Below are 21,440 nucleotides of genomic sequence, written 5' to 3'. Positions count from 1 at the left end.
AATATAAATATATGACTTAACATTACAAATAAAACGATTTAGAATAATCAAAAATGCATATATTAAATAATAATTTAATTAAACATCAGCAATGATACGATTTGTAGAAATGGTGATAACAAAATGTTGAACGATTGGAAAATCTTTGATTTATTTTATCGTCTTCCTGAGCCAATGACTATCGGATTTATTTCAGGGTCTTTTTTAAAAGATGAACTAAATGCAAGATCTTGAATGAATTCAGCAACGGTTATTATCCAGCAAAATTGAACTTTCAGCATTTTTACTCATTTGAAGATAATATTCACCTAATATCAATTAAAATCCAGTAAAACTGATTATTATTGCGGCAATCAAATCCCAAATATGAATCAAATCATTTCAACAGACCGTTACGACAAAATGCTATATCGCCGTTGTGGAAACAGTGGCATAAAATTGCCTGCAATATCGTTGGGTTTATGGCATAATTTCGGGCATGTAAACGTTTTTGAAAACAGCAAAAACCTAATCTACACCGCCTTTAACAATGGGATTACCCATTTCGATTTAGCAAATAATTATGGTCCGCCTCCAGGCTCGGCTGAAGAAGTTTTCGGAAAAATCCTTCATGAGGATTTTAGGGGCTATCGTGATGAAATGATTATTTCTAGCAAAGCCGGATATACCATGTGGGATGGTCCTTATGGCGACTGGGGTTCGAAAAAATACCTGGTTTCTAGTTTAGACCAGAGCTTAAAACGCATGAAACTGGATTATGTCGATATTTTTTATCACCACCGTCCAGATCCTGAAACTCCACTTGAAGAAACCATGGGCGCCTTAAGTCTCTTGGTTCAACAGGGAAAAGCTTTGTATGTTGGTATTTCGAATTATAAGGCAGAAGAAGCTGCAAAAGCTATCAAAATTTTAAAAGATAACGGTACGCCATGTTTAATCCACCAGCCTAAATATTCGATGTTCGAACGTTGGGTAGAAGATGGCTTACTCGATGTTTTGCAACAAAATGGTGTAGGTTGTATCCCATTTTCGCCATTAGCACAAGGTTTACTTACCGATAAATATTTACACGGCATCCCTTCCGATTCGCGAGTGGCCACCAGTGGTATTTTCCTGAAAGAAAGCAATATTACGCCCGAGAAATTAGCCGTGATTGCCAAACTAAATGATGTTGCCAAATCGCGTGGTCAAAAATTAGCACACATGGCTTTATCGTGGATACTAAAAGACGAGAGAATTACCACAGTATTAATAGGTGCCAGTAAACCAGAGCAAATTACGGATTCAATTAAAGCTTTAGATAATATAATTTTTAGTGATACTGAAGTAAAACTGATTGATGAAATTTTAAGTTAAAAAAACGATCGTCATTCCCGCCGCAGTGTTCCAAAGGAATCCTTCGACGGGAAGTCTTTGAGCAACCCGAAAGACATAATCCAAAGATTTCTCTTCCGAATTGACTTCGGAGCTTTGCTTCAGTCGAAATGACGATTTATTTTAAGCTGTCATCCAATCATTTACTTTTTCTTAACTAATTCAAAACTTTAACTGCAGTTTAATCATACAAGATTAGGGCTTTGATTTGAATTAGCGCTTTACAGGCAGCGAAAAGTGAAATGTAGAGCCGGCGCCATAATTACTTTCTGCCCAAATTTTCCCTTGATGTAAGTTTATAATCTCTGCACTTAGGTATAAACCAATCCCAAAACCTGAAATGGTTTTAGTTTGCTGGTTTTCTACGCGATAAAACCGATCAAAAAGTTTCTCCAAATCATGAGCCTCGATACCAATGCCGTTATCTGTTACCGAAACATGTACTTCATTTCCCAAGGCTTCTGATTGAACATAAACAATACTGCCCTGATCTGAATATTTTACAGCGTTGCTAATCAAATTTGAAATTACAGAGCCAATTTTATCTTTGTCAGCGTATATTAATTTAGGTTCCCCCTCTACAAAATTAATCTGATTAGTGGGATGAATTAACCTGAGATCTTCTACAAGATCACAAATCAGTTTATCAAGATCAAAATGAGATAGGCTCAAGTGAATTTCTCCTGATTCTAAACGTGATACATTTAAAAAAGAAGTGATCATAGCACTCATTTTCCGGATCTGTTTTTGAACTTTATCTAAAGTATTTACGACAAAAAGATCTGTTAAACTCCTACTCTGCATCAATTGAACATAAGCACTAATAGAGGTTAAAGGCGTTTTTAGCTCATGGCTTACCATACTGATGAAATCATTCTTTTGCCGCTCTTCCTTTATACTGATTAGCATCTGTTCCTGATCTAGTGCTTCCCGTTGCAGTTCAGTCTCTTTAATGGCTTTTTTCGCATTAACCATATCAGTCACATCGCTTGCGGTATGAAGAATACAATAAGGCATCCCAGCTTCATCCTTAATGGCGCGGTATTCGTAAGCATAATAAGCTGTTTGTAACCTGCCCTCCCTTAGGGTTTCAGCCGGAATTGCATCTCCTTTATCTGTAATACCCGTTAGCAACACATTTTTCAGCATATTGATAAAAGGTTGGCCCTTTAACTCTGGCACAGCATCTTCTAAAGGTTTACCAATAATAGAGCGGTCTTTTCCCCAAAAAGCAATCATGGCATCATTGGCCATTTCGATTATTATATGCTCAGATGTGTATATGGCTGTTGCATCTTTTGATAAGGAAAGAACCTCTAAAAGTTGATTATTATTTAAAACCCTTGAATATTTTTCCATTTATAATTAAAAATTAAAACCCGACGATGCTGACATGTATGGTGAAATCAAATCATACTAAGTATGATACAAGTCGACCTTTACAAATGTTTGGTTATTATTAACCTTTTATCATCTGGCATTTAATTTATCGCTTATTTTCTGTTTAAGTATTCCTGCAGCCTGAGTATATCCCCCATCTGCTCCATCGACAAAATGAATGTGATCATCTTCCAGATCCCTAACATAACAAGACATGATCGATTCGCCGCTAACATAGAGGCCGTATAAAATTTCATTATTTTTTTCGAGCTGATTAAGCGCTTTCTCCAATGTTAATCGCTGCTGTGCAGTTCCGGTAATTACCGTATTTATTCTACCATCTATCACCAGCGTATCCGACATTTCTACAAGCTGTTTCAGGTATTTTTTACCACGCTCCGTTCGGAAATAGATATGGCCATAAATATTGATGAGCCACGATTTAATCAGTTCAAAAAGTTTAATTTTTCCAATTCGGTGTTTCATTTCTTTCCCCAGACTGTTGAAGCTTGTTTTAAAAATCAGCTTAGAAACTGAAATCGGCTGGCGCTTTTCGGATGTTCCGTAAATTTGATCAAGATGATGGATCACTTTGCTGAATACGGCTGCCTGTTGCGTTATTTCTGAAGCTATAATGATTAATGTAACCACCTCATCACTGTTTTCGGGTGGTTCTATCTTATCCCAGCGGCATTGCATACCACTTAAATCGATTTCATTACTTGCAGTATCATGGCCCGTTAACAGGTAATTCTCTCCCTTGATAATTTGCTCAGCATAAGCCAGGCCATCGCCTAAAACAATGGGGATAGAAAATGTTTCAGCACTACTAAATCTACAAATGTTAAGCGTACGCCCTTGTTTGTAAATTTCTTCAACAGTCATAATCCCAGTCCTTAAATCAAGGTTAAAATTCCGTAAGGTGTTATCTTTGTATTTCAACAGCGCTTTCATCACATCATCTACAATACTAGGCGGAACAATAAAAGAAGCCCCATCGCCACCGAAGAAAAATGGAACCGAAATGTTTGCTTTAAATGCAATATTGAGTACCGCAACGATACTTCCAGTAGCAATAAGGTTAACATTTTCATGCAGGCCCGAATTTACAGCAGCGGTTGAACGCTTAATATCAGTGATGATTACACACCAGCTAGCAACCACTTTTTCAAATAGTAGATTTTGAATCAACAATTGATACAATGGTATTTTATGAATGGGCAAATTGGAATAGAAATGGTCTTCGCTATTTTGCATAATTTGATTTGGCATATCCTAATATACGCATTCAAAAAAGCTATGTACTTCAAAAAAAGCAAATCAAAAACTAATCTTATTTAGAACAAATAAAAATAATTTTGCAATTCCGCTGCAAAAGTGCTTCCTTTGCGCCAACTAAGAATTAATCTAAATAAAGATGAATAAAAATTTTACTTTTCTTTTAAATTTTATAGCTTTTTTTCTGTTTTTGGCAGGAAATACCATGGCACAAAGTAAAAATGGATCTGTTTCGGGTACAATTAAAACGAGCGATGGCAATCCTGCCAGTTATGTAAGTGTTGGTTTAAAAAATACGGGTAAAACTACCCAAACTGATGAGAAAGGTAATTTCACGATTAAAAATGTAATACCCGGCACCTATACGATCAAAACATCAGCTATTGGTGTTTCTGCTCAGGAAAAATCAATTACTGTAGCGGATGGTCAAACTGTAAATGCTGATTTCACCATTGCAGAATCTTCATCTCAATTGGATGAAGTAGCCATTAACGGTTACAAAACGCCAAATAGAAAACCAGCTAATTTAGGTAAAATTGCTATTTCCCCAATGGATCTTCCACAGGCTGTGCAGGTTATTGGAAGACAAATAATCGCTGATCAACAGGTAAATAGCTTGGGTGATGTAATGAAAAACATTAATGGTGTCGCTTTAGGGGCTAATCGTGGCGCTGTTGGTGAAAATTTCTTTGCAAGGGGGTATAGCCTGGGCAGTAATAACATTTTTAAAAATGGCGCAAGAACAACTATTGGTGGCAGTCCTGAGGCGAGTACATTAGAATCGGTAGAGGTTTTAAAAGGAAGTGCTGCTTTACTTTATGGTGGTGTAACCGGAGGAGCTGTTGTGAATATGGTTACGAAAAAACCTAAATTTGAAAATGGTGGTGAGGTAAGCATGAGAACCGGTAGTTACGATCAGTATAAACCTATGGTTGATCTTTATGGACCGATATCAAAAAAACTTGCTTTTAGGGCAATTAGTACTTATGAAAATGCTGGGAGTTTTAGAGACTATGTAAAATCAAAACGTTTTTACATCAACCCATCGTTATTATATAAGATAAGTGAGCAGACAGAAGTTTTGGTGCAGGGAGATTATTTGAAAAGTGATTTTACTCCAGACTTTGGTGTAGGATCAGTGAATAGTCAGATTGTAGATTTCGGTCGCGATAAATTCATCAATACCCCTTGGGCTTACAATAAAACGAATACCAGTACCGCCCAAGCCAATTTAACGCATAAATTTAACGAGAACTGGAAATTAAATGCAATTGGATCTTTCCAGGCTTACAATCGTAATTACTATGGATCGGATCGGATCCAAGCAAATACAGCTGGTATTTCTGCAAGAAATCTTTCGAGAGCACTAAGTAAAGAATATACTTATAACCAACAAATTAATATTAATGGAAGTTTTAGTACAGGAAGCATTAAACATACTGTTTTGTTTGGCGTAGATGCAGATCAATCGAGAGTAACCAGCAATGCATTCGCTTATGGAAAAGATGCTAAAGGTGCTTACATTACTACTTTTAATTATGGAAATGTTAATGTTTTCGATGAATCTACTTATTACGGTTCTGGATTAATGCCTGAAGCATTTGCGATAACAAGAACACTTGCCCCAATTTATAGATATGGTGCTTTTATTCAGGATTTAATCGGAGTAACTGACCAATTTAAAGTATTGGCAGGTTTACGTTATACAGATCAGAAAAATGCAAGTTCAAGAGCTTTAAACATAGAAAGTGGCGTAACAGCGCCGGGTGCAACAAAGTTTGATGATGCTTTTTCTCCTAAATTGGGCTTAATATATCAACCCCTTAAAACCATGTCTATGTATGTAAGTTATGCAAATAACTTTATTCCTAATACTGGTGTGGATATTAACAGTAATGCGCTTCCGCCATCAACCGTAAACCAATATGAAGCGGGTGTTAAAAACGATTTCTTCGGAGGTAAGTTATCAGCGAATTTAACTTATTATAAAATCATCAACGACAATATTTCGCAGGCAGCTATACTTCCAGATGGAACCACTAGCACTGTGTTTAAACAACTAAACGGGCAGACTACTAGTGATGGGTTAGAACTTGACATTAACGGAAATCTTGCTAGAGGGCTTAACTTTTTAATGGGCTATAGCTATAATTTTATGCGCTATACCAATACAGCTGATGTTACTGGCATGATTGAGGATGTTCGTTTAGTAGGTACTACCAAAAATACGGCAAACGCCACTTTATTTTACACTTTCCAGGATGGTGCAATAAAAGGTTTAAAATTGGGTGCCTCCGCATTTTATACAGGCAAGCGCAATGGAGGCTGGAACGATGCTAAAAATGCACCAACTTTGAGGCTGATTCCACTAAGTGCATTCACTACTTTAGATTTTTCTGCCGGATACAACTGGAAAAAATTCTCACTTCTTGCTAAAGTTTCGAACCTTACCAATGAGCTGAATTATTTCGTTCACGAAAACTACAGCGTAAACCCTATTGCTCCACGCCAATTTGTAACCACATTATCTTATAAATTCTAATTATACGAATAGACTAAACAAAAAGCTCCAGATCAGCAGATCTGGAGCTTTTTGTTTTTATAAAGTAGGCAATGTTTGTACATCGTTCATCGTTGGTATTTTACGCCAAAACCAAGTGACTGATGGGCAATGCAAAGCAAATGTTTACAAGATATATCTTTATAAACAACACATCAATTGGTCAAGCCAAGAAAGAAATTAAAGAATAATTAGGATGGTACCTGATTTAAATAATTTAAAGTAATAATGAAATTCACCATGGCGGTTTACTTTTTCGATTTCATACACTTTACCCGATTTACCATATTCATCAGATAATAAATCACCAATTTTAATGCTATCCAACTGATTTACGTTGAGGGATCCTCTTTTAATTAATGTAGCTGTTTTTTCCATAAGATTGCAGTTTGAAGTATTTACGTAATCAAAAACGCTTTGGTTTTGTAGTTCCATAAATTACTTTTCAATAAGCATCAAACATACAGATTTGTAGCGTTAATAAGCAACACATAATGTCATAAATCCGTTTCATGTACAAGGCTTCATTTATTTTGGCAAAAAATTCATACCCCGATTTATTAAATAAACAGCAAAAAAATACCCCCGATTTTTGTCGGAGGTATTTCTTTTATGCTGCGTCGTAAATTACAACCTTTTCGAAGTAAACCCTGAATTCATCCAGAAAAGCTTTATGCAATGGATGAACCTGATAAACATCATGCGCAGCTAAATCTTCAAATAACAGCACGAGGCTAAATGTGTAAGTAGTATCTACAACAGCACGCTCAATTGGTGCTGGTACGCCAATGTGAAAAGTTTTAACAACTTCAATATTTTCTAATGTTTGTAAGCCATTGCGGAAAGCAACTTTCTGCTCATCGGTGGTATCGGCTTTTAGCCAGAATAAAACGTGGTGTGCGATCATTTTTTATTTTTTTCCAAATATAACGAAAGCAGTAAAAGATCGTAAGCTTTATCCAAAAACACTTTTAGCTTTCTCAATAGCCTTAACTAAATCGATTCCTTTTCCCAGTACGCCTTTAAACAGATCTCCTTCCACTTTCAAACGATCGATGGTATTAAAAATATTAAAATCTTTCATTTTTAAACCTGGTCTGACCTCGTCCCAATGCAATGGCATTGATACCGTTGCACCAATTTTTGGCCGTAAAGAATAAGGCCCGGCTATGGTTGCCCCTGGTCTATTCTGTAAAAAATCAAGGTACATTTTTCCTTTTCGGGCTGCTATCATGCGCTCGAGCGACGTATATTCTGGTATCTGGTCATGCACGAGGTTCACCACTATTTTGGCAAACATCTGGCTTTGCTCATAACTATATTTGGCATTTAAAGGAATGTAAATATGCATGCCGGTTGAACCTGATGTTTTACAATAACTGGGTACATTTATGGCATCCAATACTTTTTTTGTTTCCAGCGCTGCTTCAACTACCTGATCAAAGGTATGTTTATCTGGATCTAAATCAATTACACAGTAATCGGGATTATCAGGGCTTTGCACCCGGCTAAACCAAGGATTCATTTCTATGCAGCCTAAACTCGCCATCCAGAGTAATGAAGCTTCATCTGTTCCAACGAGGTACTCCTTTTTTTCGCCTTCACTAGTTTCATAAGGAAAAGTTTCGGCCCAGTCTGGTGCTTTCCCTTTAACATCTTTTTGGTAGAAACTCGGGCCGTGTATTCCACCCGGAAAGCGGTTAAGCGATTGTGGGCGGTCTTTCAGGTAAGGCAAAATGTATTCAGCAACCTGATAATAGTAGTTAAACATATCTCTTTTGCTTACTTTATCTTCGGGCCAATAAATTTTACTCAGATTGGTAAATTTAAGCTCGTGACCTTTAATTTTCCTTACCTGTGTTTCATCTTTCGGGTTTAACAAAGTTTTAGGCATTTTACCTTTTGGTGCTTTTATTGCCTGTGCGTGTGGGTTTTCTTCATTCGTTTCATCAACAATTTTTTCTGTTGGTACTTCTATTTCTCTTACCACTTCTTTGGCTTTTTTATCTTCACGCATACCCTGAAAAGACGGGTGGCGAAAAACACCATCATCAGTTACTTCTGTAAAAGCGACCTCACATACCAGTTCTGGCTTTAACCAGGTTGCTTTTGCTTTTGGCGGGTTTGGCCTGAAGCGTGAGGGCTTATTTACATCAGGTATATTTTCAAAAGGGCTTTTATCGATAATAATTGGTTTAAACTGCTCCATCATTGTTTTCTGCAATTTATCCGAAAACCCTGTTCCAACCTTGCCTACATATTGCAATTTTCCTTTTTCATAAACACCCAACAGTAAAGAACTAAAAGATTTAGAAGTATCGGCATTTTTGGTAAAACCCGCGATGATCACTTCTTGCCGTTTCTGCACCTTAATTTTCAGCCACTCTTTTGATCTTCTGTCTGTTGCATAAGTACTATCTGTTTTTTTAGCGATAATGCCTTCTAAACCCATTTTCTTCGCCGCATCGAAAAAATCGACACCACTGGCTTTAAAAACCTTACCAAGGCGCACACGGTCATCATCAGTTGGCATCACTTCATTTAATATTGCTTGTCGCTGGTAAAGCGATAGCTCCATCAGGTTCTTACCCTCATACCAGAGGATATCGAACACATAAAAAACAAGTTCTCCATCTGCTTCACTTCTCCAATTCTGCAGGGAACCAAAATTGGATACACCCTTGTTATTGAGCACCAAGATCTCACCATCAAATACCGCATTCACTTTCCAGGTCAAAAGCAGATCGTAAATGGGATAAAATTTTTCGTTAAAGGATTTGTTATTTCTGGAAAGCAAATCAACCTTTCCTTTATTAACAAAAGCCAGGGCACGGTAACCATCCCATTTCACCTCATATTGCCAATCAGGATCGTCGAAAGGTTCGTCAACCAAGGTAGCCAGCATAGGTTTCACCCCTTTCGGAATGGCTGTTTTGGGTGCTTTCTTTAATATGCTTTTTACATCTACCGCTAAGTCATCACCCACGGGCGTGGTTTCTTTCTTTTCTTTTTGCTTGGGGCTTTTTTTTTCAGTCTTTAAATCCTGCTCCTTTCCTTCTTTCCAGACCTTACCGGATGTTTTTTCCATCTTTTCGATTGTTTTTCCGGAAAGCACAGATTTATCTTCCTTAGTAATGTCTTTTGTAGAAGCGTAATCGTCTTTGTGTTTGATCAACAGCCAACCGTTTTCGCCCATGCCATGCGTTTTAACAAGGGCAAACTCTCCACGAAGCTTTTCTCCGTTTAGTTTAATTTTTAAAGAACCATCTTTTAACTGACCTAGCAGATGTTTTTCCTGCGCTTTTTTGCCTTTAATCGGTTCTATCGGCTCGTAAGTTCCTTCATCCCATACAATAACGGTTCCGCCACCATATTCGCCCTGCGGAATAATGCCTTCAAAATCTTTGTAATCGTATGGATGATCTTCTACCATCATGGCCAAACGTTTGATCTTAGGATCGGTTGAAGGCCCTTTCGGTACTGCCCAGCTTTTTAGAACGCCTTCCATTTCGAGCCTGAAATCGTAGTGCAAACGCGAAGCATCATGTTTTTGGATTACAAAATGTAATTTGTTCCTATCGCTGCTTTTACCCGACTTTGGTTCGGTGGTTTTTGAGAAATCGCGCTTGGCAACATACTTTTTCAGACTCATAATAACTATTTTACTTTTTTAAATAATCTTCAACTGCGCGGGCAGAGGTACCAACTGTTTGTACTACGGCTTTCAGCTTATCTTTGCTTACTCCGAATTTGTTAGACCAATAATCTAGTTCATAACCTTCGTTAATGTTGATCCTAGCCCGATCAGCACTACCGTTTTTTTGTTTATCATCCATAACTATTTTTTGATTAGACAGCTATAAAACAGCCGAATAATAAAAAAGGTTTTAACAGCCATTTTTACAAACGGACATTAAAACCTTAAAAAAATAAAATTTAAAAGTTAATCGACTAGTGCTGTTACCATCTCTGGTTCTGTTTCTTCTTCATGGACGAGTTTATCCTTTATAGCCATATTGATAACCCTCAACCACACCAAAAAATAAGGAAAACTAATGATGGATAATGATAAATGATGCGCTTTTGCAAAAGTTGGAAAAAGCAGCAAAGGGAAATTGCAGGTGATAAAAAGTAAAATTGGCAACAATACATTTTTTAGCACTTTATTATTTTCGTTTACATACCAAATGCCAACACCAGTTATTGAAATGATAAACGTACAATCTTCTGCTCCAGTACTAAACAGCACAGGAAACAACAATACTGAAGATAGGATCATGAGCTGGAATTTACTTTTCGAAAAATAAGTAATATACAGAAAAGGCAACATAAACAATAGGGTGCCAAGTGTAAGAAAAAAAAGGTTTGATACTTTAGGAATATTAAATAGTTGCCTAAAGAAACCCATAATCGAAATATCTTCTCCACCCGAAACATTAATCATATTTTTCCCGATCAGTGAGTTTTTCCAATCGATATAACTTTGCGCAACAAAATCAGGAGAGGCGAACAGCATTGGCAATAAGAATATCACGATAGACCACATGATTAACCACAACACAAAAACTGGTTTTTTCTTAGCAAAAAAGAAAAATACTAATCCCACAATACCATAAAGCTTAATAAATGTACCCAGCACAATACACAGCGCAGACCATATCCCTCCACCTTTATTTATTTGCGTATAACTCAATATCATTAAGGCGCCGGCACCGGCATTAAACTGCTGGTTAAGCATCGATTCGATTAAACAGGGAATGGCAATATAACCGATAATCACCTTTTTATCCTCACTTAAAGGTAAAGTTTGAATAGCTTTAAAAAGCAGGAAACAGTTAAACAGGTTCCAAAACAATAAGCCGATCCAATTATGCATTAAGGCAAACGGAGCTATTAAAACACTAAAAATGGGACCGTAATGATTGGCATCTTCGTGATAAGCCGGGTACCATGCATAAAGAGATTTTTGTTGAAGAAGATTTCTGAAGGTATTCTCAAAAATGAGGTAGTTATTATACCTGTGCGTTGCCCAAGAGTCGATTACAAAAATGAGTGTAATTAATACCCAAAGAAATAATACAAAACGATTGTTCTGATAATATTTTGGGCAATGGGATAAACTTGTAGCGTTGGTTGGAAAATGATTTGGCATTGTAAAAATTACATTACAATACAATAATAAAAATGCTAACTGAGAATTCCTAATGTTTTGTAAGGAAAATGTTACTCTTTTTTGAGCTAAAATAACATCCATAAAAGAATAGACCTAAATCGATTTTTAAGACCAGTTTCGTAATCGGTTTAGGGCAACTAATGGCTTTCGCCTTGTAATCATTAACAAAAAAGCCTTTGTGTAGCTATATTTGAATATCTATTGGCAAAACTCCAAAACCAAATCAGAATTATCGGTGTTTATATTACATATTAACTAACCAAAAACCAGTAAAAAGATGGAATATCAAATTAATTCGATGAATGCCCGGAAAGAGTTTATTGAGATTGCGGATGAGCAAGATCGTAATTACTGGGCAGCCAGATTAGGTGTTACAGGTGAAAAACTAAAATCGGTGGTTAAAGCCATCCAGAGTATGGAATTTTCGATTGTAAAAGAATATTTGACAATGGAAAAAATTAAATCTGGTAATGCTTATAAACGCTTTCTTAATCCTTCATAGGTTTAAAGATTAATTTAGGTTTGATTTAATAAATGCCTGATACAAGCTGTTGATGGCTGCCCTACTGAAATCAGGGAAGCCATCAGTATAGGTAGCGTTTATACCATTCGTAATGATAACGAAGCCAAATTTATCTTTCGGACTAAAAAACATGGTACTGAATAAACCATAAGCTGAACCGGTATGTCCTTTCAGTTTTACACCCGGGATAAGCTGATCTGCAGTCCTGATGGCCAAGCCATACCCTTCATCATCGGTCAAGGCAGTCTGCATCTTTTTCGCGCTCTTTTTAGTGATTATCTTAACACCATTTGATGTGCCATAATTCATGTGCATAATCATATATTTAGCTAAATCAGTAGCCGAAATTTTCATCCCACCTGTCGGCGAAAAAACAGGCGTACTATAACCCATTATGTAATTTGCAATTTCTGTTCTTCGTGGCGCATATGCTGTTGGAGACGGTGTATAAGTCTTCGTATCGGCATGATATTCGTATAAATTAACAAAACGCGTGCTATCTAAAGAGTCGATACAATAACCTGCATAAAGTCCTAAGGGTTTCAACACATGATTTTTTACATAATTATCGAAACGCTCACCTGATTTTTTCTCGATGATGGTACCGATCAGGTTAAAATTAAGATTGCAATAATCGAATTTGCTTCCTGGGGCGTATTCATTATAACATTTGGCCCAGTTTGGGTTTTTATCCGGATTGATTACATCCAGATTAAGATACCCCTGAGAATCGTTTAAACTTGAAGTATGTGATAAAGCCATTTTTAAGGTAATTCTCTGATCAGGAAATTTTGGATTCCTGATTTTAAAACCCACCAGATCGCCAAAATCATCATCTAAGGAAATTTTACCGGCCTCTACCAGTTGCATAATGGATGTTGCCGAAAAAGACTTCGAAATAGATGCAATTCTGAAAATATCCTGATCAGTTAAAGGCTTTTTATTTTCTAAATCTTTTAGTCCAAAAGAGTGAGTATAAACAATCTTACCTTCTTTTACCACAGCCACAGCAGCACCAACTGCATTATATTTCTCCATTACAGCTTTAAATTGTGCTTCGGCGTTAGCATTTTGAGCTTTTAATTGCTCAACTACACCGATTATTAAAAAGGTAATACAAAAATACTTCAGGAATTTTAGTTTCATAGGGTTAGCAGGTAAAACCTAAATATAAGGGATGGTGCAGAACAAAATCTGCACGTAGTGAAAAATTTACTTAGCATCGTTTACTTCTAACCAATGTCCATCAGGATCTTTGAAATAAATTTGTTTTACACCATCTACGCGCAAGGTAATTCCGCCTTTCTTTCCAGGCCAATCCTCGAAACTGATATTTTTAGCATTCAGCTTCTTTACAAATTCATCAACTGATTGAACACTGAAACACAAATGCCCGTTTTTATCAAAAACCTCATTTCCTTTTGCTCCCTGGATTAAATGCAACTGTCCGGCTGGCCCTAAAGTAAACCAGGTATGGCGGTTATCTTTAAAAGGCTCCGGAATGATTTTAAGGTTAAACACACTTTCGTAAAAAGTTGTTGCTACGCTTAGATCAGCTACATAAACAGCGATATGATTTAAAACAGCAGGTACATTTTCGGGTTTATTTTGCGCCATGGCTTTTTGAAAAATGATAGAAAATAAAATAGTGGTAAACAGGAAGATTTTTTTCATGTTTAAATATCAAACTTATAAAGGAATAATTTTAATAAATTTTTTAATACATTCTTCGACTCCGCTTAAGGCAGCAAAACAGAGCGGGTATTTCTTGAGCAGATTTATCAACCACAGATAAAAGGATAAACACAGATAATATACCTTAGTAGACATTTTTTGTTTGAAGATGCTTCGACTCCGCTCAGCATGACAAAGCGCGTAAAAGCCCAAAGCGAGATCCTCATCTCCTGGAGGGATGCGGAATGTTCCAAAGGAATTCCTTCGGAGGAAAGATCTTTGAACTTGATCATTCTATCCAGTAAAGATCCTGAAACAAGTTCAGGATGACGAAACGAGTTAATGTATTCTGTGCTAAAAATTTGCCTCGCAGCGTTTTCAGGTTCTCTGCTGCGCTAACATTGAAAAACTTCAACAGAAAAATCGTCATCTCGACTGGAGCACAGTCCCGAATTTTCGAGAGAGATCTATCTAGCCAGATGTAGCTTCGCTGAGCAATCGTGGTTCTCAACTGCGTTGCACTCCGCTCGAAATGACGATCGCAGGGAATTTTCCGTTCTTATTTCGCTAAACTTTCAAATTCTGCATCAGTTAATTCGATTTCTGTAGCTTTTAAGTTTTCTTTTAAATGCGCAACAGATTTTGTTCCGGGTATTAGCAGGATGTTTGAAGATCTTTTTAATAACCAGGCCAGTGCAATCTGTGCTGTAGTGGCCTGATATTTTTCGGCTATTACTTTAATTTTATCTTCTAATTTTGCGGGGCCAGAAGCCAGTGGGAACCAGGGAATAAAAGCTAAACCTTGTTCGGCAGTAAAATCAAGTACATTTTCCCATTGTCTGTTGGCCAAGTTGTATAAATTCTGAACCGATACAATTGGCAGAATATCCTGTACCTGTTTGATCTGATCGATGGTTACTTCAGACAGACCAACATATTTTATTTTCCCCTCTTTTACCGCTTCTATAACTGGTGCAAGGGTATCGGCTACATTAACTTTAGGATCGATACGATGCAGTTGCCATAAATCAATCGATTCAACTTTTAAACGCTGTAAACTTCCTTCAATATCTTGCCTGATTTTTTCAGGATTACCATTCGGAACCCAATTGTTGGGGCCTGGTCGGTCAAAACCACCTTTGGTAGCAATAAGGAGATCCTGTTTGTAAGGATGTAGTGCATCAGCGATTAAAGATTCGTTAAATTTTGGTCCGTAAGCTTCTGCGGTATCAATAAAATTAACGCCATTTGTTACGGCTTCCTGCAAAACTTTTATTGCATTTTCGCGATCATCCACTTCGCCAAAAACACCGTTGCCTGTTAGCTGCATTGCACCATAACCTAAACGGTTAATTTCTAATTCGCCTAATTTAAATGTTGTATTTCCCATGTGCTTTTAGATATGATAATAATTTCTATACGATAAAGATAACCCTAAGTGAGTGGCTTTGTTTTTAAACTAATTTTTATGATAAAGAAATGAATAAAGCGAAAAAAGGCTGCTCCAGTTTGGCATAAATTAGTCTGCGCTCGTTTCCAGATGAGTGCATAAATAACTAAATGATTTTATCGTTGTAAACGATTGATTATTCAACACTCGTTAGAAACGAGCGTTAGCAGCTATAAAGATTCTTCGCTGCGCTCAGAATGACAAATAAAGAAAAAGGCTGCCCCGGTTTTTGGAACAGCCTAAATAGATTTATAAGGATAATATGAATATGAGAATTATAGCTATTTACCTAATTCCATCCCCCACCTAAGGCGTGATAGATATCGACCACCGCATTTAACTGCTGTTTTTTGGTTTCGATCAATTCTAATTTTGACTGCAAAGCATCACGTTGGGTCATCAATACCTCAAAATAATCCGCCCTTGCCGATTTAAACAAATCGTTAGAAATATCGATTGATTGTGTAAGTGCTGTTACCTGTTTCGATTTCAAATCGTAGCTTTTTTGCAGGTTGCTGATTTTCGACATCTGGTTGGCTACTTCAATATAACCGTTCAGAATCGCTTTTTCGTACTCAAACACGGCCTGCAATTGTTTTGCGTTTGCGGTTAAATATTCGGCCTTAATGGCATTGCGGTTAATGAGCGGTCCGGCTAGATCTCCTGCTAACGAGTAGATCAATGATTCTGGCGTTCTCAATAAATAAGATGGATTAAAAGCCTGGTAACCGATGGCCGCAGAAATACCCAATGATGGATAAAACTGTGCCTTAGCCACTTTAACATCCAGCTTAGCAGCAGCGAGTTCTAACTCAGCTTGTTTAATATCGGGGCGGTTGGCCAGCAATTGTGAAGGTAAACCTGTCTGTACTGTTGGTGGTACCAGATCGGTAAAACTCGATTTATCCCTTATAATTGGCTGAGGAAAACGGCCTAGCAAGAAATTGATTTTATTCTCCGTTTCGGTAATATTTTGCTGAATATCAAATTCCAGACTCTTAGAGCTTAAGACCTCAGCCTCAAATTTACGCACTGCAAGTTCGTTAACCCTACTGGCCTGTTTCTGGATTTTCATCAGTTCTAAAGCATTTTTCTGCAGCTCAATGTTTTTTTTCACTGTCTCTAACTGATTATCAGCAGCCAGCAGTTCGTAATATGAATTTGCAACCTCAGCTATTAAATTGGTGACTACGAAATTTTTGCCTTCTACCGTTGCTAAATAATGACTTATGGCTCCTTTCTTCGCATTTCGCAATTTGTGCCAGATATCGGCTTCCCAGTTGGCCTGCAAACCGAAACGATAATCGGGCAATATTTCAGGTACTTCTTTACCTGGTGTAATTTCTGTAGAAGCATCGCCAGCACCCGAACTGGTGTAGCGACCAACTTTATCAAAACCTGCACCAACGCCATAGGTTACACTTGGTAAAAGTTCCCCCTTTTTAGCTTTGATTTCGTTTTTCGCAATCTCGATATCCTGAAGCGTAATATTCAACTCCTGGTTATTTTTTAATGCGGTATCGATCAGGTTTACCAGATTTGGATCGGTAAAAAACTTCCGCCATTGTATACTGGCCGTACTTACGGTATCCTGTGCACTACTAAAGGCTGCAGGAACACTTTTATTTTCGGCGCGTTGGGCCACTTCTGGCAATTTACATGCTGTATATGTGGCACATATCAGCACTAAGCCAAGGCCTTTATAAATATTATTCTTAAACATTATCTTCTACTTCTTCAGTTAATGGATGTTCTTCTTCAATTTTAATCAGCTTATGTCTGGCTGCTATTGTTCCAAACACATAATATAATCCCGGGATAATAACCACCCCGAAAATGGTACCGAAAAGCATACCCCCAGCAGCAGCAGAACCAATGGTTCTATTACCGATTTTTCCAGGCCCTGATGCAATCATCAATGGAATTAAACCTGCAATAAAGGCAAAAGAGGTCATTAAAATCGGACGGAAACGTACACTTGCACCTTCCATTGCCGCTTTTAATACCGTTGCACCCTGGGCATGCCGCTGTGCAGCGAATTCAACAATCAATACTGCGTTCTTACCAAGTAAACCAATCAGCATCACCATCGCAACCTGTGCATAAATGTTGTTTTCCAATCCTAATAATTTTAAGAACAGGAAAGCGCCAAAAATACCCGCTGGTAAAGAAAGGATAACCGAAAGTGGCAAAATAAAACTTTCGTATTGTGCTGCCAGAACCAGATAAACGAAGCCCAAACAGATCAGGAAGATATAAATGGCTTCATTACCCCTCGATACTTCATCTTTAGATATACCTGCCCAATCGATACCAAATCCCCTTGGAAGTGATTTCTTGGCCACTTCGGTAATGGCCTTGATGGCTTCACCAGAACTATAACCCGGAGCAGATTGTCCGCTGATCTCCGAAGCATTATACATATTGTGTCTGGTAATTTCCGATAAGCCATACACTTTCCGCATTTTAATAAAAGCCGAGAAAGGCACCATTTCATCGCGGTCGTTTTTAACAGACAGTTTTAAAATATCTTCTGGCAAAGCCCTGTACTGAGGCAATGCCTGTACAATTACTTTATATTGGTGGTCGTATTTAATAAAACTGGTTTCGTAATTACTCCCCACAAAAGTCGACAGTGTATTCATCGCATTATCAATACTCACGCCTTTTTGTTGCGCAATATCATTGTCAACATCTAACATGTACTGAGGGAAACTCGCACTGTAAAAAGTAAATACTGATGATAGCTCTTTACGTCTGTTCAGCTCTTTCACAAAATCGTTGGCCACGGTTTCCATTTTTTTGTAATCGCCACTACCTGCTTTATCCAGTAAACGAAGCTCAAAACCTCCCGCAGCACCATAACCCGGAACCGCTGGTGGCTGGAAAAATTCGATGGTTGCACCTGGAATAGATTTCGATTTCTCTTCAAGCTCTTTAATAATCTCTACTGCCGAATGTTTACGTTCGCTCCAGTCTTTCAGGTTGATTAAACAGGTACCTGAGTTCGATCCTGTACCTTCAGTAAGAATCTCATATCCTGCCAAAGATGAAACCGACTTTACACCATCAATATCTTCGCACATTTTTTGCAGTTTCTCCGCAATCTGATCAGTACGCTCCAAGGTAGATCCCGGAGGCGTTTGGATAATGGCATAAACCATTCCCTGATCTTCGTTCGGAATAAAACCTGATGGCACACTTCCACTTAATCCCCAAACCCCTAAACAAAAGGCTGCCAGAATACCAAAAGTTAATATCCTGCGGCTTACTACCTTGGTTAGCACCAGTTCATATTTACCCGAAAGTTTGGCAAAACCATTGTTGAAACCATCTAAGAAGCGATCAATAATAGTTTTCCTTTTCTTCGATCCATGGTTATTTTTCAACATAATGGCACACAAAGCTGGCGTAAGTGTTAAGGCCACAATACCCGAAAGGATAATCGCCGTTGCCATGGTGATCGAGAACTGACGGTAGAAAATACCTACTGGTCCCGACATAAAAGCTACCGGAATAAATACCGATGCCATTAAAAAGGTAATGGCGATAATTGCACCGCCAATTTCTTTCATGGCCTGCTGGGTAGCCTTCAGTACCGAAAGTTTCCGATCGTGTTCCATTTTGGCGTGTACCGCTTCAATTACCACAATGGCATCATCTACTACTACCCCAATGGCCAACACCAAGGCGAACAAGGTGATCAGATTGAGCGTAATACCGAAAAACTGCATAAACACAAAGGTTCCGATTAAGGATACGGGTACAGCAATTGCCGGAATGAGGGTTGAACGCCAATCGCCAAGGAACAGAAATACCACTAGACCTACCAAGATAAAGGCTTCGACAAGGGTGTGGATTACTTTTTCAATAGAAGCATCGAGGAATTTAGAAACGTCGTAACTTACTTCATAATCTAAACCTTTAGGAAATGAGCTCGATTTGATCTCGGCCATTTTCGCTTTTACATCTTTAATTACCTGACTGGCATTACTTCCGTAAGATTGTTTCAATACGATAGCTGCAGAAGCCTTTCCGTTTAACGTAGAGTATAAATTGTAAGCTGAAGCACTAAAATCTACATCGGCAACATCTTTTAAACGAAGTAATTCTCCATTAGCACTTGCTCTTAATACTACATTTTCGTATCCTTCTTTCGTACTAAAGCGTCCGGAATATTTTAACACATACTCAAAGGCCTGAGAACGTTTACCAGAACTCTCGCCGGTTTTACCTGGAGAGGCTTCTAAACTTTGCTCATCAAGTGCTTTCATCACCTCATCTACTGAGATTTTATAAGCCTGCATACGGTCGGGTTTAAGCCAGATCCGCATGGCATAATCCCTATCGCCCAAAATATCGGCAAAACCTACACCATCAACCCTTTTCAACTCTGAAAGCAAGTTGATATCGGCATAATTGTACAGAAAATTCTGGTTCATCTTAGGATCTTTACTATACAAGTTGATGTACATCAACATGTTAGACTCTTCACGGGTGATTTTAACCCCCTCACGAACCACTAAAGGAGGAAGTTTATTGGTAACAGCAGCTACCCGGTTCTGTACGTTAAGCGAAGCCTGGTTGGGATCGGTACCTAAATTAAATACGACCTGAATGGAAGCTTCACCATCATTACCGGCATCAGAGGCAATATATTTCATACCCGGTACACCGTTAAGGGCACGTTCGAGCGGAATAACTACCGATTTGATCAATAACTCATTATTTGCCCCTGGATACTCGGCCGTAATATTAACTTTAGGCGGTGAAATAGAGGGGAATTGTGTAACGGGCAGGTAGCTGATGGCCAACACCCCAAGAAACACAATGATAAGCGATATTACTATAGAAAGGACTGGCCTTTGTATGAATTTACTAAACATAAAATAAGTATGGAGGGTGGTAGATTATTCAGTTTTCAATCTTAATTGTTTCATCACTTCCTGAGGCTGTTGGAATTTGAAGGTAATTTTATCATCATCTTTTACTTTCTGCACGCCTTCAAGCAATATTTTATCACCCGTGGTAATGCCATCGCCAATGATGTACAAATCTGGCACCTCGCCTGCAATGGTGATGGCTCTGGAATGTACTTTATTATTTTTATCGATTACAAAAACATAAGTTTTATCCTGAATATCATAAGTGGCTTTCTGTGGGATTACTAAGGCATTTTTTAAAGGAACAACCATCTGGATTTTGCCTGTTTCTCCGTTTCTCAGTAAGTTATCAGAATTGTTAAACCTGGCTCTAAAAGCGATGTTTCCTGTCTCATTATCAAATTCGCTCTCGATCACTTCAACCTTACCTTTCGATTTCAATAACTCATTATTTGCCAATAACAGGCTAACTTCTTGCTGGCCTTTTACCTTTGCTGCACGCTGATAGTTCAGGTATTCAGGTTCAGACACATTGAAATACGCAAAAACCTGACTATTATCTGAAAGACTGGTTAATAAAGCACCTTCATCAACCAAACTACCCAGTTTTAATGGAATACGATCGATGGTACCATCAAATGGTGCCCTGATTTCGGTATTGGATAAATGGAATTTGGCCAATGAGGTTTCGGCATTTGCTGATTGCAGTTTAGCTTTAGCCATGGCCAGCTCATTTTTAGAAACGATGTTTTTATCAGAAAGTAATCTGGTGTTTTCAAGCTCAATTTCTGCAGATTTAGTTTCGGCTTGTGCTTTTAACAACTCAGATTGTGCTGCTTTAGGCATAATCTTAAACAACAGCTGACCAGCTTTTACACGCTGACCTTCATCTACATAAATATTTTGGAGATAACCTTTTTCCTGTGCCCTAACTTCGATATTCCTCACAGATTTAATCTGCGAAACATATTCCTTGGTAAAGGAAGTATCCATTCTTAACGGTGTGGTTACCGCATAAGTAGTTACTTCTTCTTTTTCTTCTTTTTTCGAGGTACAACCCGTTACGTAAAGCAAAGTACATAAGCCTAAGCACATGACAACTCTTTTCATTTTTTTTTGTTAAATGGTTTTAATCTGATTTATTT

16 protein-coding genes are annotated in these 21,440 nt (G+C 37.9%); 3 read left to right on the top strand and 13 right to left on the bottom strand.

Annotated features, from left to right (window positions below; genetic code table 11):
• Positions 1-366 precede the first annotated feature (366 nt).
• Positions 367-1,356 carry an L-glyceraldehyde 3-phosphate reductase gene (mgrA, locus tag LQ201_RS06465; protein WP_230140310.1) on the top strand — a complete coding sequence of 330 codons (990 nt, stop codon included), beginning with the start codon at positions 367-369 and terminating at the stop codon, positions 1,354-1,356.
• 231 nt (positions 1,357-1,587) lie between these two features.
• Here mgrA and LQ201_RS06460 read toward each other — a convergent pair whose 3' ends face one another.
• Positions 1,588-2,733, bottom strand: coding sequence for a HAMP domain-containing sensor histidine kinase (locus LQ201_RS06460; protein ID WP_230140308.1), 1,146 nt, complete (start codon positions 2,731-2,733; stop codon positions 1,588-1,590).
• A gap of 111 nt (positions 2,734-2,844) precedes the next feature.
• The gene (locus tag LQ201_RS06455; protein WP_230146613.1) at positions 2,845-4,011 is read right to left on the bottom strand and encodes a DUF3095 family protein; all 1,167 of its coding nucleotides are present in this window, start codon (positions 4,009-4,011) and stop codon (positions 2,845-2,847) included.
• Positions 4,012-4,171: 160 nt separating this feature from the next.
• Here LQ201_RS06455 and LQ201_RS06450 point away from each other — a divergent pair, with 160 nt between their 5' ends.
• Positions 4,172-6,574, top strand: coding sequence for a TonB-dependent receptor (locus LQ201_RS06450; protein ID WP_230140304.1), 2,403 nt, complete (start codon positions 4,172-4,174; stop codon positions 6,572-6,574).
• Positions 6,575-6,772: 198 nt separating this feature from the next.
• Here LQ201_RS06450 and LQ201_RS06445 read toward each other — a convergent pair whose 3' ends face one another.
• The 5 genes from LQ201_RS06445 to LQ201_RS06425 all read right to left on the bottom strand — a co-directional run bounded on the left by LQ201_RS06445 (position 6,773) and on the right by LQ201_RS06425 (position 11,744).
• Complete coding sequence (locus LQ201_RS06445) at positions 6,773-6,970, bottom strand: hypothetical protein (protein WP_230140303.1); 198 nt, start codon at positions 6,968-6,970, stop codon at positions 6,773-6,775.
• 232 nt (positions 6,971-7,202) lie between these two features.
• Positions 7,203-7,499 carry a Dabb family protein gene (locus LQ201_RS06440; protein ID WP_230140301.1) on the bottom strand — a complete coding sequence of 99 codons (297 nt, stop codon included), beginning with the start codon at positions 7,497-7,499 and terminating at the stop codon, positions 7,203-7,205.
• A gap of 48 nt (positions 7,500-7,547) precedes the next feature.
• Positions 7,548-10,244, bottom strand: a complete 2,697-nt coding sequence (ligD, locus tag LQ201_RS06435; RefSeq protein WP_230140299.1) for a DNA ligase D — start codon at positions 10,242-10,244, stop codon at positions 7,548-7,550.
• A gap of 10 nt (positions 10,245-10,254) precedes the next feature.
• Positions 10,255-10,428, bottom strand: a complete 174-nt coding sequence (locus LQ201_RS06430; RefSeq protein ID WP_215127755.1) for a DUF3606 domain-containing protein — start codon at positions 10,426-10,428, stop codon at positions 10,255-10,257.
• Positions 10,429-10,535: 107 nt separating this feature from the next.
• Positions 10,536-11,744, bottom strand: a complete 1,209-nt coding sequence (locus LQ201_RS06425; RefSeq protein WP_230140296.1) for a glycosyltransferase family 87 protein — start codon at positions 11,742-11,744, stop codon at positions 10,536-10,538.
• Between the two features lie 298 nt (positions 11,745-12,042).
• Between LQ201_RS06425 and LQ201_RS06420 the strand changes: the two genes are divergently transcribed.
• The gene (locus LQ201_RS06420) at positions 12,043-12,267 is read left to right on the top strand and encodes a DUF3606 domain-containing protein (RefSeq protein ID WP_029280094.1); all 225 of its coding nucleotides are present in this window, start codon (positions 12,043-12,045) and stop codon (positions 12,265-12,267) included.
• A gap of 9 nt (positions 12,268-12,276) precedes the next feature.
• Here LQ201_RS06420 and LQ201_RS06415 read toward each other — a convergent pair whose 3' ends face one another.
• The 6 genes from LQ201_RS06415 to LQ201_RS06390 all read right to left on the bottom strand — a co-directional run bounded on the left by LQ201_RS06415 (position 12,277) and on the right by LQ201_RS06390 (position 21,405).
• Positions 12,277-13,434 (bottom strand): serine hydrolase, encoded by a 1,158-nt coding sequence (locus tag LQ201_RS06415; protein ID WP_230140294.1) that lies wholly within the window; start codon positions 13,432-13,434, stop codon positions 12,277-12,279.
• Between the two features lie 66 nt (positions 13,435-13,500).
• Positions 13,501-13,962: a VOC family protein gene (locus LQ201_RS06410; protein ID WP_230140292.1), complete on the bottom strand. Its 462-nt coding sequence runs from the start codon at positions 13,960-13,962 to the stop codon at positions 13,501-13,503.
• 559 nt (positions 13,963-14,521) lie between these two features.
• On the bottom strand, positions 14,522-15,352 hold the full coding sequence (locus LQ201_RS06405; RefSeq protein ID WP_230140290.1) for an aldo/keto reductase: 831 nt from the start codon (positions 15,350-15,352) through the stop codon (positions 14,522-14,524).
• Positions 15,353-15,701: 349 nt separating this feature from the next.
• Positions 15,702-17,135: a TolC family protein gene (locus LQ201_RS06400; RefSeq protein ID WP_230140282.1), complete on the bottom strand. Its 1,434-nt coding sequence runs from the start codon at positions 17,133-17,135 to the stop codon at positions 15,702-15,704.
• Entirely contained in the window at positions 17,128-20,298 is a 3,171-nt protein-coding gene (locus LQ201_RS06395; protein WP_230140273.1) for an efflux RND transporter permease subunit, read from the bottom strand. The genes LQ201_RS06400 and LQ201_RS06395 overlap by 8 nt, the downstream gene beginning before the upstream one ends.
• Positions 20,299-20,322: 24 nt before the next feature.
• Positions 20,323-21,405: an efflux RND transporter periplasmic adaptor subunit gene (locus LQ201_RS06390; RefSeq protein ID WP_230140265.1), complete on the bottom strand. Its 1,083-nt coding sequence runs from the start codon at positions 21,403-21,405 to the stop codon at positions 20,323-20,325.
• Positions 21,406-21,440: the final 35 nt, after the last annotated feature.

Origin of the sequence: Pedobacter sp. Bi126, from assembly GCF_918698245.1 — a bacterium.
GTDB lineage: Bacteria > Bacteroidota > Bacteroidia > Sphingobacteriales > Sphingobacteriaceae > Pedobacter.
The sequence above is the reverse complement of the archived record's forward strand: the minus strand, read 5'-3'. Positions and strand labels throughout refer to the sequence as shown.